General features: G+C 71.8%; 25 protein-coding genes. 8 read left to right on the top strand and 17 right to left on the bottom strand.

All coding sequences use genetic code 11. From position 1 onward, the window contains the following. Genes ACIBBA_RS11250 through ACIBBA_RS11240 form a run of 3 tightly spaced genes read left to right on the top strand, consistent with a single transcriptional unit; the run spans window position 1 to window position 4,528 of the window. Complete coding sequence (locus ACIBBA_RS11250) at window positions 1–894, top strand: carbohydrate ABC transporter permease (RefSeq protein ID WP_396696094.1); 894 nt, start codon at window positions 1–3, stop codon at window positions 892–894. After that, window positions 891–3,122: an alpha-xylosidase gene (gene yicI, locus ACIBBA_RS11245; protein WP_396696092.1), complete on the top strand. Its 2,232-nt coding sequence runs from the start codon at window positions 891–893 to the stop codon at window positions 3,120–3,122. The genes ACIBBA_RS11250 and yicI overlap by 4 nt, the downstream gene beginning before the upstream one ends. Continuing rightward, window positions 3,119–4,528, top strand: a complete 1,410-nt coding sequence (locus ACIBBA_RS11240; RefSeq protein WP_396696090.1) for a GH1 family beta-glucosidase — start codon at window positions 3,119–3,121, stop codon at window positions 4,526–4,528. Before yicI ends, ACIBBA_RS11240 begins: the two co-directional genes overlap by 4 nt. Before the next feature lie 170 nt (window positions 4,529–4,698). Here ACIBBA_RS11240 and ACIBBA_RS11235 read toward each other — a convergent pair whose 3' ends face one another. Then, the gene (locus ACIBBA_RS11235) at window positions 4,699–5,472 is read right to left on the bottom strand and encodes a phosphotransferase family protein (protein WP_396696088.1); all 774 of its coding nucleotides are present in this window, start codon (window positions 5,470–5,472) and stop codon (window positions 4,699–4,701) included. A gap of 456 nt (window positions 5,473–5,928) precedes the next feature. On the opposite strand from ACIBBA_RS11235, the gene ACIBBA_RS11230 reads away from it, so the two are divergent. From ACIBBA_RS11230 to ACIBBA_RS11220, 3 genes are all read left to right on the top strand, one after another. Next, on the top strand, window positions 5,929–6,321 hold the full coding sequence (locus ACIBBA_RS11230; RefSeq protein ID WP_396696086.1) for a hypothetical protein: 393 nt from the start codon (window positions 5,929–5,931) through the stop codon (window positions 6,319–6,321). 145 nt (window positions 6,322–6,466) lie between these two features. After that, window positions 6,467–7,096, top strand: coding sequence for a hypothetical protein (locus ACIBBA_RS11225; RefSeq protein ID WP_396696084.1), 630 nt, complete (start codon window positions 6,467–6,469; stop codon window positions 7,094–7,096). A gap of 474 nt (window positions 7,097–7,570) precedes the next feature. Beyond that, entirely contained in the window at window positions 7,571–8,353 is a 783-nt protein-coding gene (locus tag ACIBBA_RS11220) for a hypothetical protein (RefSeq protein ID WP_396696082.1), read from the top strand. A 355-nt stretch (window positions 8,354–8,708) separates the two neighbouring features. On the opposite strand, the gene ACIBBA_RS11215 is transcribed toward ACIBBA_RS11220, so the two are convergent. The 4 genes from ACIBBA_RS11215 to ACIBBA_RS11200 form a co-directional block, all read right to left on the bottom strand. Next, window positions 8,709–9,668 (bottom strand): phosphotransferase enzyme family protein, encoded by a 960-nt coding sequence (locus ACIBBA_RS11215; RefSeq protein ID WP_396696080.1) that lies wholly within the window; start codon window positions 9,666–9,668, stop codon window positions 8,709–8,711. A gap of 140 nt (window positions 9,669–9,808) precedes the next feature. Then, window positions 9,809–10,207, bottom strand: coding sequence for a hypothetical protein (locus ACIBBA_RS11210; protein ID WP_396696078.1), 399 nt, complete (start codon window positions 10,205–10,207; stop codon window positions 9,809–9,811). A 38-nt stretch (window positions 10,208–10,245) separates the two neighbouring features. Beyond that, window positions 10,246–10,839, bottom strand: a complete 594-nt coding sequence (locus tag ACIBBA_RS11205) for an NTP transferase domain-containing protein (protein ID WP_350872884.1) — start codon at window positions 10,837–10,839, stop codon at window positions 10,246–10,248. Between the two features lie 161 nt (window positions 10,840–11,000). Next, a complete protein-coding gene (locus tag ACIBBA_RS11200) occupies window positions 11,001–11,813 on the bottom strand; it encodes an NAD(P)H-binding protein (RefSeq protein WP_396696076.1) in 813 nt (270 codons plus the stop codon). Between the two features lie 80 nt (window positions 11,814–11,893). Between ACIBBA_RS11200 and ACIBBA_RS11195 the strand changes: the two genes are divergently transcribed. Then, window positions 11,894–12,307 (top strand): winged helix-turn-helix transcriptional regulator, encoded by a 414-nt coding sequence (locus ACIBBA_RS11195; RefSeq protein WP_396696074.1) that lies wholly within the window; start codon window positions 11,894–11,896, stop codon window positions 12,305–12,307. Window positions 12,308–12,322: 15 nt separating this feature from the next. On the opposite strand, the gene ACIBBA_RS11190 is transcribed toward ACIBBA_RS11195, so the two are convergent. From ACIBBA_RS11190 to ACIBBA_RS11150, 9 genes are all read right to left on the bottom strand, one after another. Further along, window positions 12,323–14,035 carry a bifunctional 3'-5' exonuclease/DNA polymerase gene (locus ACIBBA_RS11190; RefSeq protein WP_396696072.1) on the bottom strand — a complete coding sequence of 571 codons (1,713 nt, stop codon included), beginning with the start codon at window positions 14,033–14,035 and terminating at the stop codon, window positions 12,323–12,325. A gap of 28 nt (window positions 14,036–14,063) precedes the next feature. Then, window positions 14,064–14,915 carry a hypothetical protein gene (locus tag ACIBBA_RS11185; RefSeq protein ID WP_396696070.1) on the bottom strand — a complete coding sequence of 284 codons (852 nt, stop codon included), beginning with the start codon at window positions 14,913–14,915 and terminating at the stop codon, window positions 14,064–14,066. Between the two features lie 84 nt (window positions 14,916–14,999). After that, window positions 15,000–17,735 (bottom strand): M48 family metalloprotease, encoded by a 2,736-nt coding sequence (locus tag ACIBBA_RS11180; protein WP_396696068.1) that lies wholly within the window; start codon window positions 17,733–17,735, stop codon window positions 15,000–15,002. Beyond that, window positions 17,722–18,258 carry a hypothetical protein gene (locus ACIBBA_RS11175; RefSeq protein ID WP_396696066.1) on the bottom strand — a complete coding sequence of 179 codons (537 nt, stop codon included), beginning with the start codon at window positions 18,256–18,258 and terminating at the stop codon, window positions 17,722–17,724. Before ACIBBA_RS11175 ends, ACIBBA_RS11180 begins: the two co-directional genes overlap by 14 nt. Before the next feature lie 121 nt (window positions 18,259–18,379). Further along, on the bottom strand, window positions 18,380–19,333 hold the full coding sequence (locus tag ACIBBA_RS11170; protein ID WP_396696064.1) for a carbohydrate ABC transporter permease: 954 nt from the start codon (window positions 19,331–19,333) through the stop codon (window positions 18,380–18,382). A gap of 12 nt (window positions 19,334–19,345) precedes the next feature. Beyond that, window positions 19,346–20,287, bottom strand: a complete 942-nt coding sequence (locus tag ACIBBA_RS11165; protein ID WP_350872879.1) for a sugar ABC transporter permease — start codon at window positions 20,285–20,287, stop codon at window positions 19,346–19,348. A gap of 22 nt (window positions 20,288–20,309) precedes the next feature. After that, window positions 20,310–21,722 (bottom strand): N-acetylglucosamine/diacetylchitobiose ABC transporter substrate-binding protein, encoded by a 1,413-nt coding sequence (gene ngcE / locus ACIBBA_RS11160; protein WP_396696061.1) that lies wholly within the window; start codon window positions 21,720–21,722, stop codon window positions 20,310–20,312. 25 nt (window positions 21,723–21,747) lie between these two features. Next, window positions 21,748–22,497, bottom strand: coding sequence for a sugar isomerase domain-containing protein (locus ACIBBA_RS11155; RefSeq protein WP_396696059.1), 750 nt, complete (start codon window positions 22,495–22,497; stop codon window positions 21,748–21,750). Next, window positions 22,494–23,456: a MurR/RpiR family transcriptional regulator gene (locus tag ACIBBA_RS11150; RefSeq protein ID WP_396696057.1), complete on the bottom strand. Its 963-nt coding sequence runs from the start codon at window positions 23,454–23,456 to the stop codon at window positions 22,494–22,496. Before ACIBBA_RS11150 ends, ACIBBA_RS11155 begins: the two co-directional genes overlap by 4 nt. A 201-nt stretch (window positions 23,457–23,657) precedes the next feature. Between ACIBBA_RS11150 and ACIBBA_RS11145 the strand changes: the two genes are divergently transcribed. After that, window positions 23,658–24,647: an N-acetylglucosamine kinase gene (locus ACIBBA_RS11145; protein ID WP_396696055.1), complete on the top strand. Its 990-nt coding sequence runs from the start codon at window positions 23,658–23,660 to the stop codon at window positions 24,645–24,647. Between the two features lie 183 nt (window positions 24,648–24,830). Here the strand turns inward: ACIBBA_RS11145 and ACIBBA_RS11140 are convergent, their stop codons facing one another. The 3 genes from ACIBBA_RS11140 to ACIBBA_RS11130 are packed head-to-tail and all read right to left on the bottom strand — an operon-like array spanning window position 24,831 to window position 25,969. Then, a complete protein-coding gene (locus ACIBBA_RS11140; RefSeq protein ID WP_396696053.1) occupies window positions 24,831–25,259 on the bottom strand; it encodes an SRPBCC domain-containing protein in 429 nt (142 codons plus the stop codon). Then, window positions 25,252–25,602, bottom strand: coding sequence for an ArsR/SmtB family transcription factor (locus ACIBBA_RS11135; RefSeq protein WP_396696051.1), 351 nt, complete (start codon window positions 25,600–25,602; stop codon window positions 25,252–25,254). Before ACIBBA_RS11135 ends, ACIBBA_RS11140 begins: the two co-directional genes overlap by 8 nt. After that, window positions 25,595–25,969 carry a VOC family protein gene (locus ACIBBA_RS11130; RefSeq protein WP_350872866.1) on the bottom strand — a complete coding sequence of 125 codons (375 nt, stop codon included), beginning with the start codon at window positions 25,967–25,969 and terminating at the stop codon, window positions 25,595–25,597. The genes ACIBBA_RS11135 and ACIBBA_RS11130 overlap by 8 nt, the downstream gene beginning before the upstream one ends. Between the last annotated feature and the right edge of the window lie 28 nt (window positions 25,970–25,997).

Below are 25,997 nucleotides of genomic sequence, written 5' to 3'. Positions count from 1 at the left end.
ATGTCCGTCACGCTCACACCGGCCGAGGGCGCGGTCACCCCGCGTCCGAGCCGGCCCGGTCGCGACCGACACCACCGCGGCGCCACCCGCTGGGTGGTGCTCACCCTGGTCACGCTCGCCGCGCTGGCGATGCTGGTGCCGTTCGCGTTCATGCTGCTCAACGCGTTCAAGTCGCCCGGCGACTACTCGACGGGCGGCCCGCTCAGCTGGCCGACGGAGTTCTACACCAAGGGTCTGCGCACGTACTGGACCACGGTGAACTTCCCGCTGAAGCTGTGGAACTCCGCGCTCATCGCCGGCTCCGTCGCGGTGCTCGGCGTCGCCCTCTCGCTGCTCAACGCGTACGCCCTGGGCATCGGCCGGGTCCGCGGCCGGCTCTGGATCGTCGGGCTCTTCCTGCTGGCCAACATGCTGCCGCAGGAGGCGCTGATCTACCCGCTGTACTACGTGGCGAAGGAGATCGGGCTCTACAACACCCGGCTCTCGGTGATCATCATCTTCACCGTCATCCAGAGCGCGTTCGGCACCTACCTGCTCGCCTCGGTGATGAGCACGTTCCCGCGCTCGCTGCTGGAGGCGGCCTCGCTGGACGGCGCCGGCAAGTGGACGGTGCTGTGGCGGGTGGTCTTCCCCAACCTGCGGCCCACTCTCGCGGTGCTGCTCATCTTCTTCTTCATCTGGACCTGGAACGAGTTCCTGATCCCGCTGGTCATGCTGATCGACAACCAGACGCAGACCATCCCGGTCGCTCTGGCCTCGCTGCAGGGTGACCGGCTCATGGACGCCCCGACCACCAACGCGGGAGCGTTGATCAGCCTGGTCCCGGCCATCCTCTTCTTCCTCATCTTCCAGCGCACCCTCGCGCGCGGCATCACAGCAGGAGCCGAGAAGTGAAGTTCACCGACGGGTACTGGCAAATGCGGCCCGGTGTCACCGTGCTGCGCCCGGCCACCGTCGAGTCGGTCGAGCCGGACGAACGCGGTTTCACCGTCTTCGCCCCGACCGCCCGACTCACCAGCCGCGGCGACACCCTGAACCGGCCGCTCGTCACCGCCCGGTTCTTCACCCCGGCGCCCGGCGTCGTGGGCGTCACCATCAGCCACCACACCGGGGGCCTGCCGCCGCAGCCCCGCTTCGAGCTGAACACCCTCGACCGCCACCCGGTCACCGTCGACGTCACCGGCCTCAGCGCCTCGCTGACCACCGGCGAGCTGACCGCCCGGGTGTCGCTCATCGACGGGTGGCAGGTCGACTTCCTGCGCGGGGACCACCGGCTCACCTCGTCCACCGCACGCAGCGTCGGCGTCGTCACCGACGGCGAGGGCCGCAACTACGTGCACGACCGGCTGGAGCTCGGCGTCGGCGAGACGATCTACGGCCTCGGCGAGCGGTTCGGCGCGTTCGTCAAGAACGGCCAGGTCGTGGACATCTGGAACGCCGACGGCGGCACCGCGAGCGAGCAGGCGTACAAGAACGTGCCGTTCTACCTGAGCAGCGGCGGCTACGGGGTGTTCGTCGACCACCCCGAGCACGTGTCGTTCGAGGTCGGCTCCGAGGTGGTGTCGCAGACGCAGTTCAGCGTCGAGGGGCAGTCGCTCACCTACTACCTCATCGACGGGCCCACTCCGAAAGACGTGCTGCGCCGCTACACCGCCCTCACCGGGCGGCCGGCCCGGGTGCCGGCCTGGTCGTTCGGGCTCTGGCTGTCGACGTCGTTCACCACCTCGTACGACGAGAAGACCGTCACCGAGTTCATCGACGGGATGGCCGAGCGGAACCTGCCGCTCTCGGTGTTCCACTTCGACTGCTTCTGGATGCGGCAGTTCCACTGGGTCGACTTCGTCTGGGACCCGGCGACCTTCCCCGACCCCGAGGGCATGCTGCGCCGGCTGCACGAGCGCGACCTGAAGGTCTGCGTCTGGATCAACCCGTACATCGCCCAGCGGTCGTACCTGTTCGAGGAGGGGCGTGAGGCCGGCTACCTGGTCCGCAACCCCGACGGCTCGGTCTGGCAGTGGGACAAGTGGCAGGCCGGCATGGCCCTGGTCGACTTCACCAACCCGGACGCCGTCCGCTGGTTCACCGGCAAGCTCAAGACCCTGCTCGACATGGGCGTGGACTCGTTCAAGACCGACTTCGGCGAGCGCATCCCGACCGACGTCGTCTGGCACGACGGCTCCGACCCGCAGCGGATGCACAACTACTACACCCACCTCTACAACAAGGCGGTCTTCGAACTGCTGGAGGCCGAGCGCGGCAAGGGTGAGGCGGTGCTCTTCGCCCGCTCGGCGACCGCCGGCGGGCAGCAGTTCCCGGTGCACTGGGGCGGCGACTGCGAGTCGACGTTCGGCGCGATGGCCGAGTCGCTGCGCGGCGGGCTGTCGCTGGCCGCGTCCGGCTTCGGTTACTGGAGCCACGACATCGGCGGCTTCGAGGGCACCCCGGACCCGGCGGTGTTCAAGCGGTGGATCGCCTTCGGGCTGCTCTCCTCGCACTCCCGGTTGCACGGCTCCAACTCCTACCGGGTGCCGTGGGCGTTCGACGAGGAGGCGGTCGAGGTGCTGCGGCACTTCACCCAGCTCAAGATGAGCCTGATGCCCTACCTCGCGACGGCCGCCGAGGAGGCGCACCGCGACGGCGTGCCGATGATGCGCCCGATGGTGCTGGAGTTCCCGGACGACCCGACCGCGGCCTACCTCGACCGGCAGTACATGCTCGGCCCGGACGTGCTGGTGGCGCCGGTAATGAGCGCCGACGGCCAGGTGACGTACTACGTGCCGGCCGGCACCTGGACGCACCTGGTGACCGGCGAGCAGGTCACCGGGCCGGCCTGGGTGACCGAGAAGCACGGGTTCGACAGCGTGCCGGTGCTGGCCCGGCCTGGCGCGGTGATCCCGTTCGGCGCCCGCACCGACCGGCCGGACTACGAGTGGGCCGACGACGTGCGGCTGCGGCTCTTCGCACCGACTTCGGGGCAACGTACCCGGATCAACATCCCCTCGCCCGGGGAGGGCCCCGGCGCGGAGTTCGACGTGCACTACGAGGATGGGACCGCCAGCGTCGAGCTGGTCGCCGGCGCCTCGTCGGCGTACACCTGTGAGGTCAAGGAGGCCCGGCGATGACGGCGCACACTTTCCCGGAGAGCTTCGTCTGGGGCTCGGCCACCGCGTCGTACCAGATCGAGGGTGCGGCGACCGAGGACGGCCGCGGGCCGTCGATCTGGGACACCTACAGCCACACCCCCGGCCGTACGCTCAACGGCGACACCGGTGACGTGGCCGCGGACCACTACCACCGCTGGCCGGAGGACCTCGGGCACATCGCCGAGCTGGGCCTCGGCGCCTACCGGTTCTCGATCGCCTGGCCGCGGGTGCAGCCGGGCGGCTCGGGCGCGTTCAACCGGGCCGGCATCGACTTCTACTCGCGGCTGGTCGACGGCCTGCTCGAGCGCGGGATCCGCCCGGTGGCCACCATGTACCACTGGGACCTGCCGCAGGAACTGGAGGACGCCGGCGGCTGGGCGGCCCGGGAGACCGCGCTGCGCTTCGAGGAGTACGCGGCCGGCATCGTCGGGGCGCTGGGCGACCGGGTGCACACCTGGACCACGCTGAACGAGCCGTGGTGCTCGGCCTACCTGGGCTACGCCTCCGGAGTGCACGCGCCGGGGCGTACCGAGCCGGCGGCTGCGCTGGCCGCGGTGCACCACCTCAACCTCGCGCACGGCCTGGCCGGCCGGGTGGTGCGGGAGCTGGCCCCGGCGGCCGAGCTGTCGGTGACGCTGAACCTGCACGTCATCCGAGCAGCCTCGGACTCGGCCGCGGACCGCGACGCCGCACGGCGCATCGACGCGCTCGCCAACCGGGCGTTCCTCGGTCCGATGCTGGACGGCGCCTACCCGGCCGACCTGCTGGCCGACACCGCGCCGGTCACCGACTGGTCGTTCGTCCAGGAGGGCGACGAGAAGCTGATCGCGGTGCCGCTGGACGTGCTCGGAGTGAACTACTACTCCAGCACGCTGGTGCGGGCCTGGGACGGGGTGTCGCCCCGGTCCGACGCCGACGGGCACGGTGCCTCGGCGTTCACGCCGTGGGTGGCCGCCGACAACGTCGACTTCCTGCCCCAGCCCGGCCCGTACACCGCGATGGGCTGGAACATCGACCCGCCCGCGCTGACCGAGCTGCTGCTGCGTCTGCACCGCGAGTACCCGGGCCAGCCGATGATGATCACCGAGAACGGCGCGGCCTTCGACGACGTGGTCTCCGCCGACGGCCGGATCCACGACGACCGGCGCATCGACTACATCCGCCGGCACGTGGCCGCGATGGCCGACGCCCGGGCACAGGGTGCGGACGTGCGGGGCTACTTCGTCTGGTCGCTGCTGGACAACTTCGAGTGGGGCTACGGCTATGACCGCCGGTTCGGGATCATCCGGGTCGACTACGACACCCAGGTCCGCACCTGGAAGGACAGCGCCCACTGGTACCGGCGGCTCGCCGCCACCGGCGAGTTGGACCAGCCGGCCAGCTGACCGCCCCCGGCGTCGCCGTCGTCCACCGGTGGCGACGCCGGGCCGGCCACGAGTGCCGGTACCCGACGCGGGCGGACACCAACACACGCGAGCGTGATACCGCAGAGGCATATTGATGCCGCTGCGGTATCACGCTCGCGGCGCATACCGGCGTCGGCTGTCCCAGCCGGTCAGCGCATCGCCGCCTCGGCCCAGCGGACCAGCAGCTCCAGCACCGGGCGGCGGCCGGCCATGATTCCGGCCTCGTCGCGCCGGTCGTACGTCTGCCCGGTGGCGCCACCGAGCCGGGTGAGCATCAGGGGGGCCAGCCAGACGTACTTCGCCACCCCGGTCAGCTGGACCGCCCGGGTGACCGTGGCCGGATCCACCCGCCCACGCAGACCGGCCGCGTACCGGTCGACCACCGTGGCTGCCACCTCGGGCAGCAGACCCACGTCGACCAGCCCGTCGAAGAACGTGTCCAGCACCAGGTTCGCCGCGTCCTCGCCGACCGGGCCCGGCCCGACACCGGACCAGTCCAGCAGCACCGGCCCGGCGTCGGGGAAGACCAGGTTCATCGGCCAGCAGTCGTGGTGGCAGAGGGTCCGGGGCAGCCCGTCGGTGGCCGCCACCACCTCGTACCGGCGCTCCCAGATCCTTCGCAGCCCGGCCCGCATCGGGGCCGGCCAGGCCGCGACGGCGACCGGATGCTCCCAGGGCACCGGCTCGGGCACCGGCCGGCCGAGCGTGTAGTCGCGCAGCCAGTCGCGGGCCAACCAGTCCGGCGTCCGCCCGCCGCCCGGCCAGACCCAGTTGGACGGGTCGCCGAGCCACCGGGCGTGGCCAGCGCCGAGCCGGCCGGCCACCTCGCCGAGGTCCACAGGGGAGCAGGTGGTGCCGGGCCGCCCGGTCGCTTCCCCCAGCCAGAGCGCCACCGTCCCGTCCGGTCGCTCATCGACCGCCAACAGCTCCGGCCCGGCCAGCCCGGGTACGCCGTGGTGGCCAGGCCACTGCGGTACGCCTCGATCTCCCGCTGCCAGTAGTTCCAGTGCCCCGGGTCGTCGCTGCCGGCCCAATGGGCCGGGCCGGGGCGGCCGGGCGGGGCCAGCAGCTTGAGCACCGCCGGGCGGCCGGCGCGTCGGGTCCGCCAGATCCCCCCGGTCACGCCGTTGAGCGTGTTGTGGGTCAGCGACTCCGCCGGCACGTCGGCGGGCACCAGATCCAGGGGCGGACGGAGCACCGGCCGAGCCTACCGACCAGGCCTCGCCACTGTGCCCGATGCCGGCGGCAAGCTACCCGGTGGGGCCCGCTTCATCGCGAACACACTGCCAAGTAGCCACGGACGGACCAGTTAGGGATCATGGGCATACACCCGGACAGCCCGGGTGCACAGGCGACAGGTCCGAGCCGACGGTGAGTTCATGAAGGCGTTCCTGTACCCGGCGTTCGGTGAAGTTGACCTTTCTGGGACCGCCGATGAGTATCACGCCCTCGCCGCGCTGGTCGCGGCCGGAAGTGGAACCCAAGCTGCAGAGCCTGACGCCACCGACGCCTTCGGCGGCACCGCCCTGACCCGGATCCAGGTCTCGACCTCAGCCAACAGCCTGGTACTGATCTCGGCAGGCGCGGGCGGCATCCTCCAGATCTCCGGCGCTCCGGACCCGCTGGCCATCCTCGCGTCGAACTTCGAGGCGATGGCAACTGCCGAGGACGGCGGCCACCTACACGTCGACTACTTCCCAGATCACCCATACCTGGACCCAGGATCAGCAAGCTTGATTGTCAACAGCCCCCACGGCGGCATGCCAGCGTAGTAGCCGACGTTTGACGTGAGTAGGAGCATCCACATTGTCGGCAGCCGCCCGCCTCACTCCGGTTGACGCGCTACAGGTTGGCTTCACCTGAGCTATCTGTGACCGAGTTCGACGAACAGATGTGCCCAGGCCCTATCCTCCCCGCATGCCGATCATCGCCGTGGCAAGCCGACAGCGCGTGGCCGTCGCGGCCTGTTTGCTCCTACTGCCCGCCCTGTCGAGCTGTTTTGACCAGGACCGACGCGGCGCCGGGTCACCGGGTAAAACCCCGGCGATGGCTGTGCCTTCGCCAGCGGCGGAGGGCACACCCGCCGGCACACCCGCGCTGGCACCGACCCGGGTGACCGTGGCACCTATGTCCACGGCGACCACCTCCTCTGACGCGGCGGCACAGCCGGTACCTGTGATTCGGTCCATTGTCGCGACGCCGGACCGGGTGGATCCGTTCTCCTGTTCGCCTCCGGACCCGCCAGAGCGGCCCGAGGTGGTCGTCCGGGTCGATGGGCCGGGTCTGGAACTCGCCGCCGTGGTGGTCACTCTCAGCTACGGGGTCTCTGGGGCGGAGTACCAGGGCGAGGTTCGGATGCGGTACGACAAAACCCGGAAGGTCTTCACTCACCGGTTGCCGCCGGTGAGCAGGGCGGCGTTCGGCGAGAGGGCGCACGGCATCTGGCTGTCGGTCCAAGCCGCGAACACCTCCATTCAGCCGAATTGGGTGCCGCCCCCGACGAGCGGTTGGATCGCCCTTGCCAGCCGGTGCACCCTCATCCGGTGACGTCCGGGACGGCCCGCTCTCCGACCCCCCACGTCCAGCCGCCAAACCTTCAGCGTGGTCGCGGTCTTTGGCGCTAGTGAGGGACTCGTACTCTGGCCGGCGTGTCTGCGTCCCTCGCCGCCATGGCCCGGCACCGCCGGGTAGTCCTCGCGGTTGCCCTGGCCCTGTCTGCCGGCTACCCGGTAGGGCAATGGTTCGGGTCGGTGGGCGATGAAGCCCTCGGTGATTCGTGGTTCTTCGGGCTTCTGGCAGCCCTAGTGATGTCGCTGGTGCTGCTGATCGTCTCTTCTCTGGCGCAGCGACCGGCGGTACTCATCGTGCGGCCGGAAGGGCCGTCCTTCAGCACGCCGCCTAGCTCCCCGGTAGTCGCTACCGCCCTTCTGTTCACGTTTTCCGACCCCCCACGTCCAGCCGCCAAACCTTCAGCGTGGTCGCGGTCTTTGGCGCTAGTGAGGGACTCGTACTCTGGCCGGCGTGTCTGCGTCCCTCGCCGCCATGGCCCGGCACCGCCGGGTAGTCCTCGCGGTTGCCCTGGCCCTGTCTGCCGGCTACCCGGTAGGGCAATGGTTCGGGTCGGTGGGCGATGAAGCCCTCGGTGATTCGTGGTTCTTCGGGCTTCTGGCAGCCCTAGTGATGTCGCTGGTGCTGCTGATCGTCTCTTCTCTGGCGCAGCGACCGGCGGTACTCATCGTGCGGCCGGAAGGGCCGTCCTTCAGCACGCCGCCTAGCTCCCCGGTAGTCGCTACCGCCCTTCTGTTCACGTTTGCGGCCTCAGGGCACGTTGCCTCGCTGGTCGTCTCGGTGAAGTCGCACGACCTACCGCTTGAGAAGGCGGTTCTCGCGGTCGCCTGGATAGCTGGGTCTGGTCTGCTCCTGGCTGGGGCCTGGCATGGATTGGGTGTCCGCTTACGCCCTGAGGGCCTACGGTGGCGGGAGCTGACCGGGTCGGTGAGCGTGCCGTGGGAAGCAATAGCACCTGGTTGTCCGCTTCGGCCTGAGGTACGCGCAGGCACTCTGGCCCTCTCTTATGGCCGCCCCGAGCTGGTCCGTCGCCGCGGCCTGGTGCTGAGCCAGCGACTGCTGCGCATCGACAACGTCCACGCCTGGTTCATCGCGGACGCTATCCGGCACTATGTGACGCACCCCGAGCGTCGGGCAGCGATCGGCACGGAGGGCGAATACCGCCGCCTCCTCCACGCGATGCGCGACGAACTCGCCGAGCCGACCGCCGGGCCCGGAACCGACAGCAACCCATAGAGCCCGCCAAGCAACTGATTCCGCCCAGGGCATGCGACGATGGTCAGCATGTCGAACCCGCGAAAGGGCTATGCCGCGTAAGCGACCCGCGCAACTGCGCGCCGAGTCGCTCTACCGGCGACCACTTGACGGCACGACCTCGGTCATTCCTGGGCTCTCGCTCCAGGGCATGCAGGCCATCGCCTACCTCGAGCGCACGCTCTTGATGAGCTGTGGTGACGCCGTCGCGCGGCAACGTCTCGCCTGGTGAAGGCAGCCGCTGATCACCTCGCTCAACGTCTGGCAGCCCAGCGACGGGCCCTGCGTAAGCAGCTAACGGCTACCAAGCCTTCGCGCTAGCCCGCCTCCCCCGGATTCAGGACCGGCGAGCCGTGACCGCCTCGGCGATGCGGGTCAGCCAGTGCAGGTCGTTGGCGCGGGACTCGGGACTGGCCTCGGGCTTGAGGATGCTGGCCAGGAACTCGGCGACGTCGTCCAGGCGACGCTCGCTGCGGTAGTAGCTGAGCAGCGTCTGGTCGGGCTCCGTCGGCCCGTAGCCCTCGCGGAAGAGTTCGGCACGGTGTGCGTCGATCGGGTGGTCGCCGAAGTCGCCGCTGTAGACGAACATCAGGTCCCGCTCACGCGGCGCGAGGATCGGCCCGTCCCAGTCCACGACGTGCAGCGGGCCGTCGCCGTCGGCGAGCAGGTTGCCGGGATGGATGTCGGCGTGGCAGATGACGTGAGGCGCTCCCGTCACGCGGGACGCGAGGTCGTCAACGGTTTCGGACAGCTGATGCAGCGCCGCTCCGTACCGTTGCCAGAAAGCGCCGAGGATGTCGCTCGCCGCGGCCCGGGGGGCGAGCGTCCGTAGCCGCTCGCCGGCGGTCGACCGGTAGGTCTCGACCGGCAGGGCCGCGGTGAGGTCCGCGCTCGGCGTGACCGTGTGCAGCCGACCCAGGAAATCGCCGTACTCGATCCACTGGCGGTCGGTGAGGCCGCGGTGCCACAGGCTGCCGCCGTCGTGGAACGGGTAGAGCAGCAACTGGTAGGCGCCGAACCGGTGAGCGGCCCCGCCGGCCGACGGGTCGATCGGCGCCACGACCTGCGTGACGCCTCGAGCCTGGAGGAACCCGGGCAGCAGCACGGCACCCGGGGTGAACTCTCCGCGGCGCAGCTTCAGGAAGTAGCGCGCGCCGTCGGACGTGTCGACGCGGTAGGCCCAGGCCTGCCCGTCCAGCCCGATCGGGAGGAACACGAGTCCGGTGACGGCCAGGCCCCACGCGTCGGCCACCTCTGCCGCCAGCAACCGCTCGTCGGTGCCCGGCTTGTCGATCACAGCCGCGAGCGTCGCAGACCGCGGCGCGGGTGACAAAGGGATTTGGCCCGCGCCGCGCGGCGAGAGCCAGGTGCACGTTTCATCGAGCCACCGGGCGTGGCCGTCGCCGAGCTCCGGTGACGCCACCGAGCCATCGCGAGTTATGACGGCAGACCCGGGGCCGGCCCGGTGGCTGCGGGCACGGCGTTGCGTCGTCGGACCAGCACCCGCGCCAACAGCCGGCCGCCCTCGGCCGTCACGCTGTGGGCCGCCACTGGTCCCGCCACCGCCAACGCGCCGACCGCGCCCGCCAGCACGGCACCACCCGCCGACACACCCGTGGCGAGAGCGATCACCACCGTGCAGAGCGCGGCCAGGACCATCGCGGCGGCGCAGGTGGTGAGGATCCGGCGGACGCGTCCGCCGGTGCGCGCCGCGACCTCGCCGACCACGACGGCGGGTACGACCAGCAACGGCACCGCCACGGCGCCCAGCACTGCGGCGATCAGGACCAACATCGGACCGGCCAGCGGCCCGCCCGGGTCCGAGTTCGTGGCCAACGCGTCGGCCAGGCGCGGTGGGGGCGGCGCGCTAAGGGCTAGACACCCACCCGCTGCGGCGGCACGGTCAGCCCGTAGAGCGCCATCAGCTCCGGCGAGTCGATCCGGCTGCCGTCGGCCACCGAGTCGCAGGCGATGTCGACGATCTGGTCCTTGTGCGCCAGCAGATAGGGCCGGGCGCCGACGTCGGCGCTGGCCAGGGTGGCGATGCCGGACCAGTGCCGGCGGCCGAAGAGCATCGGGTAGCCGCGCAGCCCGTCGTAGGTGGCGCAGACCAGCACGTCGGGGTACGGCAGCGCGGCGACCCGGCGTACCGCGGCGACGGTCAGCCCCGGCATGTCGACCGGAACCACCACCACCGCCTCGATTCCCGCGTCGTCCAGCGCGGCCAGACCGGCGCGGATGGACGAGCCGACCCCGGTCCCCCACGCCCGGTTGACCACCACGGTGGCCCGGGCCAGGTCGGCCGTCTCGCGTACCTGGTCGGCCGCGGCGCCGAGCACCACTACGATCCGCTCGCAGCCCGCCTCGGTCATCGTGTCGATCATCTGGTCGACCAGAGGCTTCTCCCCCTGGTGCAACAGCGCCTCGGGACCACCGATCCGGCGCCCCCCGCCCGCGGCGATGATCATTCCTGCGATCCGGTTCAGCCTGCGCCCCCTCAAGTGTGGGACGGGCCGCTTCCGGCCCGTCCCGTCCTACCGACACTGCAACGAGGAGGGACAGCCATGGGTGGCGGTGCGAATAGGAGAAATAGTGCAACCGTTATACACCGGTCTTACTGATCCGACGATCAGGACGACAATCGCGCGGCGGCGACCGCGACCGGCATCGCGTCGCGGGGTGGCCGCCCGAGCAGACCGGCAAGGTCCGCGTGCCGGCCGGCGAGGAATCCGGCCGCCGTCGCCGAGTGGATCGACATGAGCATGGCCGGCTGGAAGGGCAGCAGGTCCAGACCTGCCAGGGCGCGCCGATGCTCACCCAGCGGCACCGGGCGATAGGGCACCCCTAGCGCCGCGGCGAGACCGGCCGCCGTCAGCGCGACCGGACCGGTCAGCTCGTAGACCCGGTTGCGGTGGGCGTTCGGATCCTCGGCCACGCGGACGGCGGCGTCGGCCAGGTCCTGCCGGGCCACCGCAGCCAACCCGCCCGTCCCGAACGGGGCCGTCACGGCGCCATCGACCGGCGCGGCCAGCTGCCCGAACAACTCGGCGTAGAGCCCGTTGCGCAGGATCGTCCACCCCAGTGCGCTGCCCCGCAGCCGACGCTCCGTCCACCGGTGCGCCAGCGCGAACGCCAGGTGGTCACCGGCGCCGACCAGGCTGGTGTAGACGACATGTTCCACCCCGTACCGCTCGGCAGCCGCGATGACCCGGTCGTGGCGGGCGATGACCACGTCGTCCTCGCCGTAGCCGGCGGAGACGAGCACCAGCACCCGAACCCCCGACAGGTCCGGGCCCGCCGGGTCGTCGAAGTCCATGGCGCGACCGGTGGCGCCGAACCGGGCGGGGTCGCGGGTACCGGCCAACGGTGACCGGCCTCGTCCGACCAGCCCGGCGTGGATGAGCGAACCGAGGTGCCCGGAGGCACCGGTGACCAGCAGCATGAGCAGCCTCTCCGGTTGTACTGATCAGGAACTAACCTGATCGTTGGGAACCACCGGACCGGGCACAAGGAGGCACTTCCGTGTCAGCAGGCCACACCGCGGTAACCGCCGATCTGGAACCCTGTGGGCTGCCCGAGCACCCGGACTGCGGGATCCGCGACGTGCTCGACCGCCTCGGCGACAAGTGGTCGGTGCTGGCGATCGTCGAACTCACCGTCGGTACCCGGCGCTTCCGCGAGTTGCAACGCAGCATCCACGGCATCTCCCAGCGGATGCTCACCCTGACCCTGCGCCGCCTGGAGCGCGACGGCCTGGTGCTGCGCACGGTGTTCCCGACCGTCCCGGCGACTGTGACCTACGAGCTGACCGACCGCGGCCGCAGCCTGACCCACCTGGTCCGGCAGTTGACCGACTGGTCGCTGGCGCACAAGGACGCGATCGCCGGATCACGCCGGGCATGGGACGCGGCGAACCCGGGGTCGACCGTCTCCTGACCCGGCCGCGCCGGATCAGGTCGCGTCGGCGTAGCAGTCGACGATGGACACGTCGAGCGGGAAGCGGACCGGGGTGTCGCCGAAGAGCAGCGCGGCGGCGCGCTCGCCGGAGCGGTTGACCGCCGCCGCGACCGCGTCGGCCTGCTCGGCCGGAGCGTGCACGACCACCTCGTCGTGCTGAAAGAAGACCAGCTCGGCGTCGGTGCCGGCCAACTCTGCCCGGAGCGTGGCGAGCAGGGTCGAGGCCCACTCGGCGGCGGTGGCCTGGATGACGAAATTACGGGTGAACCGGCCGCGGGAGCGGGCGGCCCGCGCCCTCGGCCCGTGCGGGTCGGCCGCACCGTCCGGATCGGGTGCGCCGTCACCCGGATCGGCGAACCCCGCCGAGCCCGGCGGGCAGGTCCGCCCGAGCCAGGAGCGGACCAGGCCGCCCGCCTCGCCGGTGCGCGCCGCCGCCTCGACGTAGCCAAACGCGGTCGGGTAGCTGCGCTTCAGCACCGCCAGCGCGGGCACCGCGGCCCCACCGGTCTGGCCGTACATCGCGCCGAGCAGGGCCACCTTGGCCCGGGGCCGGTCGCCGCCGAACGAGTCCTCGGCCAGTGCGGCGTAGAGGTCGCCGGCGCCGCCGGCCGCGGCGAGCCGGGCGTCGCCGGAGACCGCGGCGAGCACCCGCGGCTCCAGCTGACCGGCGTCGGCGACGACGAACCGCCAGCCCGGGTCGGCCACCACGGCCCGCCGGATCACCTTGGGGATCTGCAACGCGCCACCACCACGGGTGGCCCAGCGGCCGGAGACCACCCCGCCCGGAACGTACTCCGCCCGGAAGCGGCCGTCGCGCACCCACTGCTCGCGCCAGGACCAGCCGTGTGCCGTCCAGATCCGGTAGAGCTCCTTGTATTCCAGCACCAGCGGCACCGCCGGGTGGTCCACCCCGCGCAGCACCCAGGCCCGGGTGTTGGGCAGCTCCACCCCGGCCCGGGCGAAGGCGCGCAGCAGCTCGGCCGGGGAGTCGGCGTGCAGTTGACGCACCCCGAACGCGTCGGCGATGCGGGCGGCCAGCTCGGCCAGCCGGCGCGGTGGGCCGCCGACCGGGGACGCCTCGCCGAGCAGGTCGGCGAGGATCGCGTCGTGTACGTCGACGCGCCAGGGCAGGCCGGCGGCGGCCATCTCGACCGCGATCAGGGCGCCGGCCGACTCGGCGGCGACCAGCAGCCGGAACCGGCCGGGGTGCTCGGCGCCGGCGATCCGGGTGAGCTGGTCGGCGTACACCTGGGCCAGGGCCTCGATGCCCAGCCCCGGCGGGCCGGACGGGGTGTCGAAGAGCGCACCCTGGCCGAGGCCGGGCGGCTCGGCCGGGCGCGGCGGCGGGTCGGGCGGCACCGACCGGCCGGTCAGCCGGGCCCAGGCGGCGGCCGGCGAGCGCGGCTCGCCCCAGCGGCCGGCGTGACCGAGCAGCAGCGCCTCGGTCAGCTCCACGTCGTGGCACCGGTCGACCCGGACCCCGGCGCGCAGCAGCCCTGGGTAGCTGGTGGCCCCGGAGGCCCAGACCCAGCGGGGGTGCTCGGCGCGCTCCCGGGCGGCGACCGCGGCGGGCAGGTCGGCCACCGGCTCGGGCGGGCCGGCGGGGCGGCCGGCAGCGTCGAGCGGCTGCAGCACGCCGCCGCTGCCGCTCTCACTCGCCACCACCGCCACCAGCACAGACGTGATTCTGCCTCGGGCCACCGACATGCCGGCCCGCCGCCGCAGCGGCGGCGCGTCAGCCGGCCGACGTGGGGTCGGTGTCGGCCCGCCACCGCCAGTTCTGCCGGACGTACTGCACGCGCAGGCCGGCGCGCTCCAGGTTGACCAGGGACTGGTTCGTCGCGCCCTCCGCAGGGCGGCCCGTCTCCGCGACCAGCCACCGGCAGCCGGCGGCCCGCGCCGCCTCTGTGCGGGCCGCGATCAGCGCCGACTGCGCCCCGAGCTTGCGGTGACTCGGCAGCGTCGCACCGGAGTTGAGTGAGCCGACCGGGCCGTGCACGAAGAGGTTCGCGCCGGCGACCAGGTCGGAGCCGTTCCACACGCCGTACGGGTGGAACTGGGGATGCGCGACGCTCGCCGTCAGCATCTCGGCGAGCCCCTCGGTCGGCATGCCGAAGCCGCGCAGGAGCACCTGCGCCCACTCGGCGGCGTCGTGCTCCCCCACCGGGCCGACCCGCAGCCGGGTGCCGGTGCCCGGCCGGAGCTGCTCGATCGGGGCCGCCAGCTTCACCCAGGACGTCGTCGGTTCGATCCCGTACGCGGTGCGGATGTCGTCCCACTCCGGGGGCAGCGCCGACGGTGCGATCTGGATCACCGCCTCGGGGGTGCCCTCGGCCCGGTAGAACGCGACGATCCGGTCCACCAGCTCGCGGGTGACCGGCTCGGTGAAGCCGAACCCGAGCGCCTTGCTCCAGTAGGAGACCGGGTCGTTGCGCATCGAGAGGACCACCCCGCCGCCGATCCGGTCGGCGGACATCCCGAGCCGCTCCCGAGCCACCGGCGGCGCGCCCGTCTCGTACGCGTACATAAAATCGGCCTCGGACGCCTCGGCCAGCGCGGGGGTCAGCTTCTCGCTCATGGTGTTCACGCAATCAGGATGCCGGGGTGGCCGGAGAGTTCGCCGGCGCCGCTGCGGCCTGCGTCACACCTCGGACGACGGCCGTCGTGCGGCTCAGAGCGGATGGAGCAGCGCGTCCAGCGCGTTGGCGAGCACCCGCCGCAGCAGTTGCTCGTCGAGCGGCTCCTGCAACGCCAGCATGTGCACCACGATGATCGTGTTTCCCGCCGCGATCATGGCGTACGCGTTGCTGCCGGTGACCTCCGCGCGGCGCATCGGGGCGTCGTAGCGCCAGCTCCACTCCCCGATCCCGGGTGGGTCGGCCTGCTCGACGGTGAAGTCCAGCGCGTTCGGCGGCTCGCCGAGTGCGAACGCGGAGCAGGTCAGGCGAGCGTCGCGGGCGGCGCCGAGGATCGTCTCGGCGAGCACCCGGTCGTACGAGTAGACGGTGATGGTCAGGTCGGTGTAACGCAGACTCTCCCCGGCCTCGCTGCTGAAGGTCCGCGTGCCGGTCGCCCTCAGGTGCGGCGCGCCGAGTGCGAGGAACCGCTCCCTGATCAGCGGCTCGCAGTCCCGCTCGGAGATGAGGCTGCGCGGTGACACGATGCCGTCGCCGACCGGGCTGTTGTCGAGCCGGCTCCAGGTGGGCGGCAGCACCAGGACGGCAGCCTGCGCGACGCGCTCCGCCTGGGCGTCGGTGAGGACCCGCCGGGCCGGGGCGTACCGCTCGGCGAGCAGCGCCACCTCGATCTGCCGGGCGTTCAGCGCGGTGCCGCCCGGGACGCCGACCGAGACGACCAGCAGGACGGCGAGCACCGTGGCGGCCACCGTCGAGGCCGAGGCGGACACCCAGGACCAGCGTCGCGCCGGACCGTCAGCGGACCGGCCGGCCAGTGGCACGAGCACCGGCGCCAGCAGCACCGTGCCGTAGAAGAGCCAGACCGGGGCCACCCCGAGATCGAAGACCGAGGCGTCCGGCTCGGCCGGACGCCCGGCCAGGCGGGCATAGCCGTGGTACGCCGCGGTGGCCCCGACCGTGGCCGCGGTGGCGGCGAGGACGCCCCGCGCCCAGGCGTACGGCCCGGGGGCCACCAGTGCGGTGACAGCCAGCACCACGAGACCGGCGGTGACGCAGATCCACCACCGCTGCTGCTGGGCCTGCACCTGCTCGGCGAGGTCAGCCCGCTCCGCGGTGACCAGGATCGCGGCGATGCTCGCGACGACGGCCGCGGCGAAGGCCACCAGCCAGGGAAGGTACCGGTCAGGGTCGGGCCGTGCCCCGTGCCGGGATTGCCCGCGGAGCAGCACCAGTGCGACCAGGAACAGCGCCACCGCCAGGGCCGGCCAGGCATTGCGGATCAGTCCGTACGCCCACCAGGACCGCAGGGCGTCGGGAAGCTCCACCAGCCCGGCGGCCATCGCGACCGGCCAGGTCCCGGCGAACGCGACCAGCCCGGCCGCGGTGAGCCCCACGCGAGGTGCGGTGGGCCGCTCACCGCGGGCGGCCAGGGTGGCCAGGCCGACGGCGACGGCGCACACCCCGGCGCCGGCCAGCGCGAGCATCGCCACCGCGGCTGCGGCGTGCCGCGACTCGGTCGCGGGGTACGCGACCATCCCGGGCGCGCTGACGACCGGCGAGACGACCGCGGCGAGCGCCATCCCGGCGGCCGTTCCGGTCACCGGCCGCCACCACGGAGGCGCGGCACGTTCGCGGGCGCGCCGGAACAGCGACGGGAGCAGCAGGGTCAGGACGGCGGCGCCGACCGCGGTGACGATCACGGCCTGCCCCCAGGCGTAAAGCCCGGGTTTGATCATCATGGCCAGGGTCGTGACGGTGCCCATGGCCATCACGGCCACGAAACCGACCGCCAGCGCCTGGGCGAACCCGCCCTCGAACGTACGCTCGTCGTGCAGCGCGAGCAGTCGCCGAGCCGGATCCGGGTGGCGGGACAGCAGACGGCGCAGCGCCGCACCGATGCGGCTGCGCTCGGGTCGGACGGTCGATTCGGCGGCCCTACCGAAGATCATGCTCAATTCCGTCTCGGCGCCGCCGCGTGCGGCGTACCGGTCGGCCTGATGTTCACGCAGCCGCAGCAGGGCCACCGTGAGCACCGCCATGACCACCGCCAGCAGGCTCACCTCCAGCAGGACGGTCGCGTTGCGGGCGGAGTAGCCGATCCGGTTGAAGGCCGGCACGCTGGCGACGACGGCCACCGGCACGAGAAGCCACAACAGCCCACGTACGACCGACACCCAGGTGACGTCGCGCGCCAGCACGTGCCCGATCTCGTGGGTGACCACGGCGTCGAACCGGGCGCCGGGCTCGAGCGCCAGCCGCGCCGGCACGACGATGGTCGGCCGCCGGCCCGGCAGGGCGGTGGTGAACGCGTGCCGTACCGCGGGGCCGGCCACCCACAGCCGGGGCGCGCGCCGGCCGGTCAGGCCGTTGCGCCGGCACAGGTCGGCGAAGCGCTGGTCGGCCGGTGGCAGGTCGAAGCGTCCGTGCCGGCGCAGCCGACGCTGGTCCCACCGGGGTACGAGCACCGCGAGGAGCAGGGCACAGGCCACCAGCAGGAGCGCCCCGCCGAGGAGGACGTAGCCCACGGTCCGGAGCTGCCCGGCCATACAGCTGTCGTACGCCGAGGTGGAGGGCGTCGCGGCCGGTCGCCCGTACAGCGCCCGGCAACGGAGGGAGGTCGTCTCGTACGGCACGACGAGCCGTTCCATGCCGAAGAAGAACCAGTAGCCCAGTGCCTGACCGACGCTGAGCAGGGTGAGCGCGATCAGGCCGTACAGCCAGAGCAGTGGCCTCGGGCGCTCGGCGGGAGCGCCGGGATCAGGCGCCGTCATCGCCCGGTGGTTCCGGCTCGCCGAGGACGCGGACGGCGCCGACCATCGCGTCGGCGAGCACCTCGGCCTCGGGCCCGGGCAGACCGAGGACCGTGGCGTGGTGTCGGGCGACCTCCCGCAGCCGGGCCGCCTGGGCCGCGGTCACGACGATCTTCCCGTCGATCGCGGGCGTCTCGACGGTGGCCAACCGGGGACCGATCGCAGCGGACCGGCGCTCGCGCCACCGCCGCCACCGCGAGCGCACGGTGCCGACACCCAGCCCCAGCACCTCGGCGAGGCACTGCGACACCACCTGCAGGATCACGGCGCTGACCAGCGTCTCCTCGATGCCGAACCCGACGCCGCCGCCCGGCGCCCGCCGGCTCGCAGCGCCCGACCGCCAGGCCGCGGCGACCTCGTCGAAGACGGCCGCTTCGGCCGGGGCGAGCCGCAGGGTCGCCTGGCGGGCCAGGTCGGTCACGAAGTCGGCCGCCTTGACGGTCTCGGGCAGACCGGTCGAGTCGCTGGCCAAGGCTTCCTCCACAGACCCTCATGGATGCACGGCAGCCATCAATCTATCGGGGCCGTCAACGGAGCCCGCCTCGCCGGAAAGCCGCGCGCCGCCCTCCGTCGACCTGAGGGCGGCGCGCGGTCGGAACCTGGGTCTACTTGCCCACGCCGGCGGTCAGGCCGGACTGGACCTGGCGCTGGAAGACGATGTAGACGATGAGCACCGGCAGCATGGCCATGGTGACGCCGGCGAAGAGGCCGGACCAGTCGGACTTGTAGCCCTGGTTGACCGAGAGCTCGATCAGACCCTGGGCGATCACCTGGTTCTTCGGCTCCCCCGCCACCGACTGCATGAGCAGGGTCGGCAGGTACCACTGGTTCCACTGGCCCAGCACGTTGAAGATGCCGATGCTGATCAGACCGGGCTTGGCCATCGGCAGCATCACGCTGAAGAAGAGCCGGCTGTGCGACGCTCCGTCGACCATCGCCGCCTCGGCGATGGTCGTGGGCAGCGTCCGGAAGAACGAGTGCATGAAGAAGACCGTGAACGACAGCGACCAGGCCACGTAGACCATGATCAGCATGACGTGCTTGTTCGGGCCGAGCAGCGGCAGGGCCACGCCCGTGTTGTAGACGCCCTTGAACAGCGGCACCGCGGCAAGGTAGATCGGCAGGGTGAGACCGGAGAGGAACATGTAGTAGATCAGCCGGTTGCCCCGGAACTCGTAGCGGGCCAGCGCGTACGCCGCCATCGAACCGAGCAGCATGGTGAGGGTGACGCTGCCGGCCAGCACCAACAGGGTGTTGAGGAAGAAGGACCCGAGGTGCCCCGCGCCCCAGGCCCGGGCGAAGTTGTCCCAGTTCAGCTTCGCGGGGATGAGGGAGAGCGGCTCCCGGATGACCTCCGAGTCGCTCTTCAGCGCCGACATCACCACCCACAGCAGCGGGTAGATCACCATCACGGCCCAGACCACCAGGAACACGTGGGAGAAGCCGTTGAAGATCTTGCCACCGATCGCGGTGCGGACACCGCCGCGCGGTGCGGGGGCGGATCCGGTCTCCGGGCTCTGATCGGGCCGGGTCAGACCACCATGGGTCGCAGTGCTCATCGTCCAGCCTCCTCAGTACTCGATACGGTCGCGACGGGTGATCCGCAGCTGCGCCGCAGCGAGCAGGATCGTGAAGATCGCCAGGGCGACGCCCATCGCGCAGGCGTAGCCGAACTGGCCCTTCTGGAACGCGGTGAAGTTGAGCACCGACGCGAAGATCTCACTGGCGTGGTTGGGCCCGCCCTGGCTGGGCGTCATCACGAAGACCAGGGCGTACATGTCCAGTGCGATGAAGCCGAGGTAGACCCAGGCCACCGAGACGGTGTCCCGCAGCAGCGGCAGCGTGATCCGGAAGAAGGTGTGGAAGCGGCTCGCCCCGTCGAGCAGCGCCGCCTCGTAGATGTCCTTCGGGATGGACTGCATCGCCGCGGAGAAGAGCACCATGTAGAAGCCGGCGCCGCTCCAGACCGCGATCAGCAGCAGCCACCACAGCACCGCCGGCACGCCGAGGAAGGGCTCCGGGTCGGCGGTGAAGGCGATCGGGTTGTCCGCGTCGACCAGCCCGGCCTTGATCAGCAAACCGTTGATCAGGCCCTGACCGTCGCTGCGGTAGATCTGCTGCCACATCACGGCGATGACCACCAGCGACAGCACCTGCGGGAAGAAGAAAATGACCTTGTAGATCCCGGAGCCGAACACACCCCGGATGCCGGCCCTGTCCTCGCGTCCGCCCACATTGAGCAGGAACGCGAGGAACAGGGCCAGCGCGATGGTGAACAGCGGCACGGTGATCAGGAAGAACACGTTGTGCCAGAAGGCCTTCCTGATCAACTCGTCCGACAGCAGCCGGACGTAGTTGTCCAGACCGACGAAGTTCTGGGTGTCCGAGTATCCACCCCAGTCGGTCAGCGAGTATCCCGCCGCCTGCGCGAACGGCCACACCACGTAGAAGAGGTACAGCGCGACGGGTAGGGCCAGGAAGCCCGTGACGAAACGCGCGACTCCGTGCCGCATTGGACTCACTCTCTCAAAGGGGTCAGGCGGTGCGGGTCTGCTTCTTGATCGACGAGTCCTTGGCGACCTTGTCCGCGGCCGCCTGCATCTTGTCGACGAACTGCTGCGCGGTGAGCCGGCCGGCCATCAGCTCCTCGGCGAGGTTCTGGCTCTCCTTGTCCAGGTCGGCGTAGTAGTCCGGGAACTTGAAGGAGATCAGGTCCGTGCTGCCGCTCTTCATCAGCGCGTTGGCCGACGCCAGGGCGGTGTCCTGCACGTTGTCACCGGAGCCCTTGGTGGAGGCCAGCGACTTGGTCAGCTCGGCGAACTTGGCCGAGCCGGCCTTGGACAGGATCGCCCGCAGGAACTCCTTCGCGGCCTCCTTGTTCGGCGCCTTGCTCGGCACCACGAAGCCCTCGCCGGAGGAGGCGAAGACGTCCTTGGCCGCCTTGTCGCCGGGCTTGCTCCAGTAGTCCGACAGGGTCATCTCGAAGCCCGGCGGGATGGTCGCGGTCATCTCGTTCTTCAGCCACGTGCCGACCTGGATGAAGGCGGCCTTGCCGTCGAGCCAGGCCTGCTGCGACTGGGTGTGGTCGAGCTTGCCCGGCAGCAGCAGCTTGTCCTTGACCAGCTTCTCCCACGGCTCGAGCGCGGCGACGATGCCGTCGGCCTTCCAGGCGTTGTCCTTCAGGTTGTCGATGTCGATGACGGGCTGCTTGCCGACCGCCTTCCAGATGCTCGCGAAGAGCGCCCAGCGCGGGTAGTAGCCGTGGGCCGCGTCGTGCACGTACGGGGCCATGCCCTTGGCCTTGATCTTCGGCGCCAGGGCGAAGAACTCGTCCCAGTTCGTCGGCGCCTGCCAGCCCTCCTTCTTGAACAGCGCCGCGTTGTACCAGTTGCCCCAGACGGTGTAGGCGACGTTCACCACGTAGAACTTGCCGTTCTGAGTGCCGTCGGTGACGGTGCCGGGCAGCAGGGAGTCGGCGACGGTCCCCTCGCTGTCCCAGGCCGGCGCGGTGAGCAGGTCGTCGAGCGGCTCGATCGCGCCCTCGTTGATCAGGGTGCTGCGGTCCATGATGTCCGCACCCGAGTTCATCACCAGGTCGCTCGGCTGGGTGGCCATCTTCGGCTGTTCTTCGGTCTTGATCTTCTGGGTGGAGCTCATGTTGACCGTGATGTTCGGGTGCTTGGCGTTGAAGATGACCTTGTCTTCCTTGGCCCACTGGTCACCCAGCCCGCCGTTGAAGACGACCACCTTGACCGCGCTGCCGTCCTTGACGCCGAACGGGTTGTCCTGGCTCTTCGCGCCGCCGGTGTTGTCGGACTTGCTCGGCTCGCTGCCGGCGCAGGCGCTGAGCAGGCCGACCGCCGGGGTGGCCAGCAGACCGGCCGCCGCGGCACGCCGCAGCAGGGTCCGCCGACTCAGGTCACCGAAGTTCTCGGGGGTAACCGACATCTCTGACTCTCCTTGTGGTGTCGGGTCAGGCGGTCCGCCGGAGACGCCCGGCGTACCGCGACTCGAGGGCGAGGTTGTGCTCGTCCCCACCGGGGACGTTGGCGGAGAGGTAGATAGGGGGCACCTCTCCGGCCTGGTGGAACCGTCGTACGACCTCCGCGGTCAGCAGCTGCGCCAGCAGCGCGGTGGTGACCGAGGAGACCGCACAGACCGCGCCGCCGCCCTCGAGCGGCAGCAGTGCGTCGCCGTACGGCGCGCCGTTGTCCAGCACGACGTCGGCGAGGTCGGCGAGCCGCCGCCCGGACGGGTGCCGAGGGGCGACCCGCGCGGAGTGCTCGACCGAGGTGACCGCGATCAACGGGTGACCGCGCCCGGTGACCAGCGCCGCGAGCTCGACCACCGAGCCGTTGATGCCGGACTGGGACGCCACCACGAACACGTCCCGCGGCTGGGGGGCCGCGAGCTCGTAGATCTGGTGGGCGATGGTGGGGTCGCGCTCCAGCTTCGGGTCGGCGAGCACGTCGCGCGGGGCGTCGCCGTGCAGCACCAGGTCGCGGACCGAGAGCCGGTTGGTCGCGACCAACCCGCCGGCCCGGGCGACCAGCTCCGCGGCGAACGCCTCGGAGTGCCCAGCGCCGAACGCCTGGAGCACGCCGCCGGCGCGCAGGCTGCCGGCGATCAGGTCGGCGGCCCGGGTGATCCCGTCCGCCTGGGTGTCGAGCAGCCGGTCGAGAACCGGGCGGACCGCGTCCGCGTACCGCTGAGCGCTGATCATGCGACGGCTCCCTTGGCGGCCTTGTGTCCGTCGACGGCCTGGGCGGTACGCCGGAAGGCCGCGTGGGCGCGGTCGTGGGTACGTTGGGCGACGGCGATGTAGAGCAGGTCGAGCACGACCAGCTGCGGATGGCGGGCGCTGAGCGCGTCCGGGCGGAAGGTGGTCGCCTGGCTGGCGGTGAGCAGCACGATGTCGGCCAGCTCGGCCAGCGGCGAGCGGGGGAAGCCGGTCAACGCCAGCGTGGTGGCGCCCCGGCTGCCCGCCTCGGCCAGCATCTCGATCGTCTCCCGGGTCTGCCCGGTGTGCGAGATGCCGAGGGCCACGTCCCCGGGGCGCAGCAGCGCGGCGCTGGCCAGCCCCTCGTGCACGTCGTTCCAGGCCCACGCGGCGACACCGATGCGGTGCAGGCTGAACTGCATCTCCTCGCCGACCAGGGCGCTGCCGCTGGCACCGAAGATGTTCACCCGGTCCGCCCCGGCGATCGCGACCGCGGCCCGCTCGACCTCGGCCAGGTCGAGCAACGCGGCGGTGTCGTGCATGGCCCGGGTGTCCGCGGCCATGATCTGGTCCAGCACCCGGGCGAGCGGGTCGCCGGGCTGGATCTCCCGGCCGATGTCCACCGTCCAGCCGGCGGAGCGGGCCCGGCCGGTCTCCGCAGCGATGCCGAGCCGCAGGTCGGCGTAGCCTTCGAAGCCCATCGCCCGGCAGAACCGGGTGATGGTCGCCGGCGAGGTGCCGCTCCGCTCGGCAAGCTCCACGATGGTGGACCGGGCGGCGGCCTCGGGGTCGCTCAGCACGTGCTCGGCGACCCGGCGCAGCGCCCCGGTCAGCTCGTCCAGGCCGCTGCGCACCCGGGCCAGCACGCCGTCGGAGGGAGCGCCGAGCACGCCCCGTCGGTCGAACGCGTCGGCGTCGACCACCGCGGTCCCCGCGGAGGTGTCCACCTCGTGATCAACCATGGGACGCCTTTCCGAAAAGCTTGTTAACTGTTAGTGGTAAAAGTTCTTACTGACGGGCCCTCTGTGTCAAGACTGTGGGCGAAGTTTTCAAACTGTTACCTGGCGCACAGGCCCGCCGCGCCGTACCGGCCTTGCCCGGCGGCCCCGGGCCGACCAGCATGAACGCACCGTCGCAGGCGCGATTCAGGGAGGTCCATGCGGATGTCCGGCACCGTCGTGGTGGGACTCGACGTCGGAGGTACGTCCACCCGGGCCGCCGCCCTCACCCTGGACGGGGAGCGGCTCGGCACCGGCCGGGCCGGCGGCGGCAACCCCACCAGCCACGGCGCCGAACGGGCCGCCGAGGAGCTGCTGACCGCGCTGCGAGGCGCGCTCGCCACCGTCGACCCCGGTCGGGTGCGGGCCGGCACGATCGGGCTGGCCGGGGCGGGCCGGCTGCTCGCCGACCCGGCCGGGCGGGCCGCCTTCGACCGGGCCTGGCACGACGCCGGCCTGCGCTGCCCGTACGCGGTGCACGGCGACGCGCTCGTCGCGTACGCCAGCGGCACCGCCGCGCCGGCGGGCACCGTGCTCATCGCCGGCACCGGCGCGATCGCCGCCGGCGTACGCGACCTGCGGCTGGACCGGGTCGCCGACGGCCACGGCTGGCTGCTCGGCGACGCGGGCTCGGGGTTCTGGCTGGGCCGTGAGGCGGTCCGCCGACTCCTCGCCGACCTGGACAGCGGCCGCGCACCGGGAATCCTCGGCCGGCAGGTGCTCACCGATCTGATGGGCACCGCCGAGGTGGCCGCCCGCCCCCGGGACACCGTCGACGCGCTGATCCAGGCGGTGACCCGACGCCCGCCGGTGGACCTGGCCCGGCTCGCCCCGCAGGTGGTCGCCGCCGCGGTGACCGGCGAGCCGGTGGCCGCCGGGCTGATCACCGAGGCCGCCGGTCATCTCGCGGAGAGTGTGAGCCGGATCCGGCCGGCCGGGGCCACCACCCCGATCGTGCTCGGCGGCGGGCTGCTCACCGGAGACACCCCGCTCGCCGCCGCCGTTCGGGCGGAGGCCAGCCACCGCTGGCCGGAGGCGCCGCTGTGCTCCGCCGGCGACGGCGCGGCCGCAGCGGCCTGGCTCGCCGCCCTCGACCTCCCCGAGGTCGACGACCCGGCCGCCCTACACACCCTCCTCGTCCCCACCCCCACCTGACCCACCCCCCACCCACCCACCCGAGCCCGCGCCCGCGCCCGCGCCCGCGCCCGCGGCCACCCTGTTGATCAAGAGGTTCGCGTCAAATCCGGCCGGATTCTGACGCAGACCTCTTGATCAACTCGCAGCCAACGGGCGGGCAGGCCAGCGGGCGGGCAGGGCCGGGGGGCAGGGGGTGGGGGGTCAGGGGGCGGTCAGGAGGTGGTTCAGGCGGGTGAGGACGTGGGAGCGCCAGCCGCCGCCGAGCAGGTCGCGCGTGCGACGCTGCACCGGGTCGTCGGGGTCGAAGCCGCTGTGCGCCAGGAACAGCCGGGTGCCCCGCCCCTCGGCGACGAGCGTCCAGCTCACCACCGTGTCCAACCGTCCGCCGCGCCAGGCCCAGCTCAGCCGGTGCGGCGGGTCGAGGTCGAGCACCTCGCACTGCACGGTGCCGTCGAAGTCCTGCCCGGGCCGGGGGTCGGTGTGGAAGGTGAACCGGTGCCCAGGCACCGGGACGAAGTCGTTGGGCATGAGCCAGCGGGCCAACAGATCAGAATCGGTCAGCGCCCGCCAGACCTTCGCCGGCGGATGCGGCAGGTACTGATCCACCTCGACGGTGCTCGGGTCACTCATCGGGCAGCTCCGCGAGCACGTCGCGCAGCTCGGCCAGGCGGCCGCGCCAGAACCGCTCGTACGGGCCGAGCCACTCGGCGACCTCCCGTAACGGCTCCGGTCGCAGCGAGTAGAGCCGCTGCCGCCCGACCGGGTGCTCGACCACCAGGCCGGCGTCCTTGAGCACCCGAAGGTGCTCGGAGAGGCTCGGGCGGCGCATGGCGAAGTGGTCGGCCAGCCGCTGCACCGGCTGCTCGCCCTGGTCGAGCAGGAGCCGGAGCAGCTCGCGGCGGGTCGGGTTGGCCAGTGCCGCGAAGATGTCGCCGGAACCGGGCCGCGGTTCGACGGGCGCCGGGTCAGACACGGGTGGACTGGAGCACGATGCCGTTGCCGTCCGGGTCGTCGAAGGTGACGTACCGCCCCCAGGGGGCGTCCTGGATGCCGCCGTCGGCGAGCACGACACCCCGCTCCCGTAGCAGCGCGACGTCGCCGTCGAGGTCGTCGGTCTCGAACACGAGGCCCTTGAGCGAGCCGGGCGGCATGCTGGGAAACCAGGTGACCAGGGTCAGGGCGGTGGCGGCGCCCTTGGGCGCGACCTGGACCCACCGGCCGCCGGGGCCCATCGGGTTGTCGAAGACCAGGTCGAAGCCGAGCACGTCGAGGTAGAAGTCGCGGGCCCGGTCCTGGTCGCTGACGGGTACGGAGACGAGCTGCACGTGGGTCACGGTCATGCCGCCACAATAGGTAGGAGATTTCCTA

Origin of the sequence: Micromonospora sp. NPDC051006 (genome assembly GCF_044456245.1) — a bacterium.
Lineage (GTDB): Bacteria > Actinomycetota > Actinomycetes > Mycobacteriales > Micromonosporaceae > Micromonospora.
This window is presented reverse-complemented; position numbering and strand designations above follow the sequence as displayed.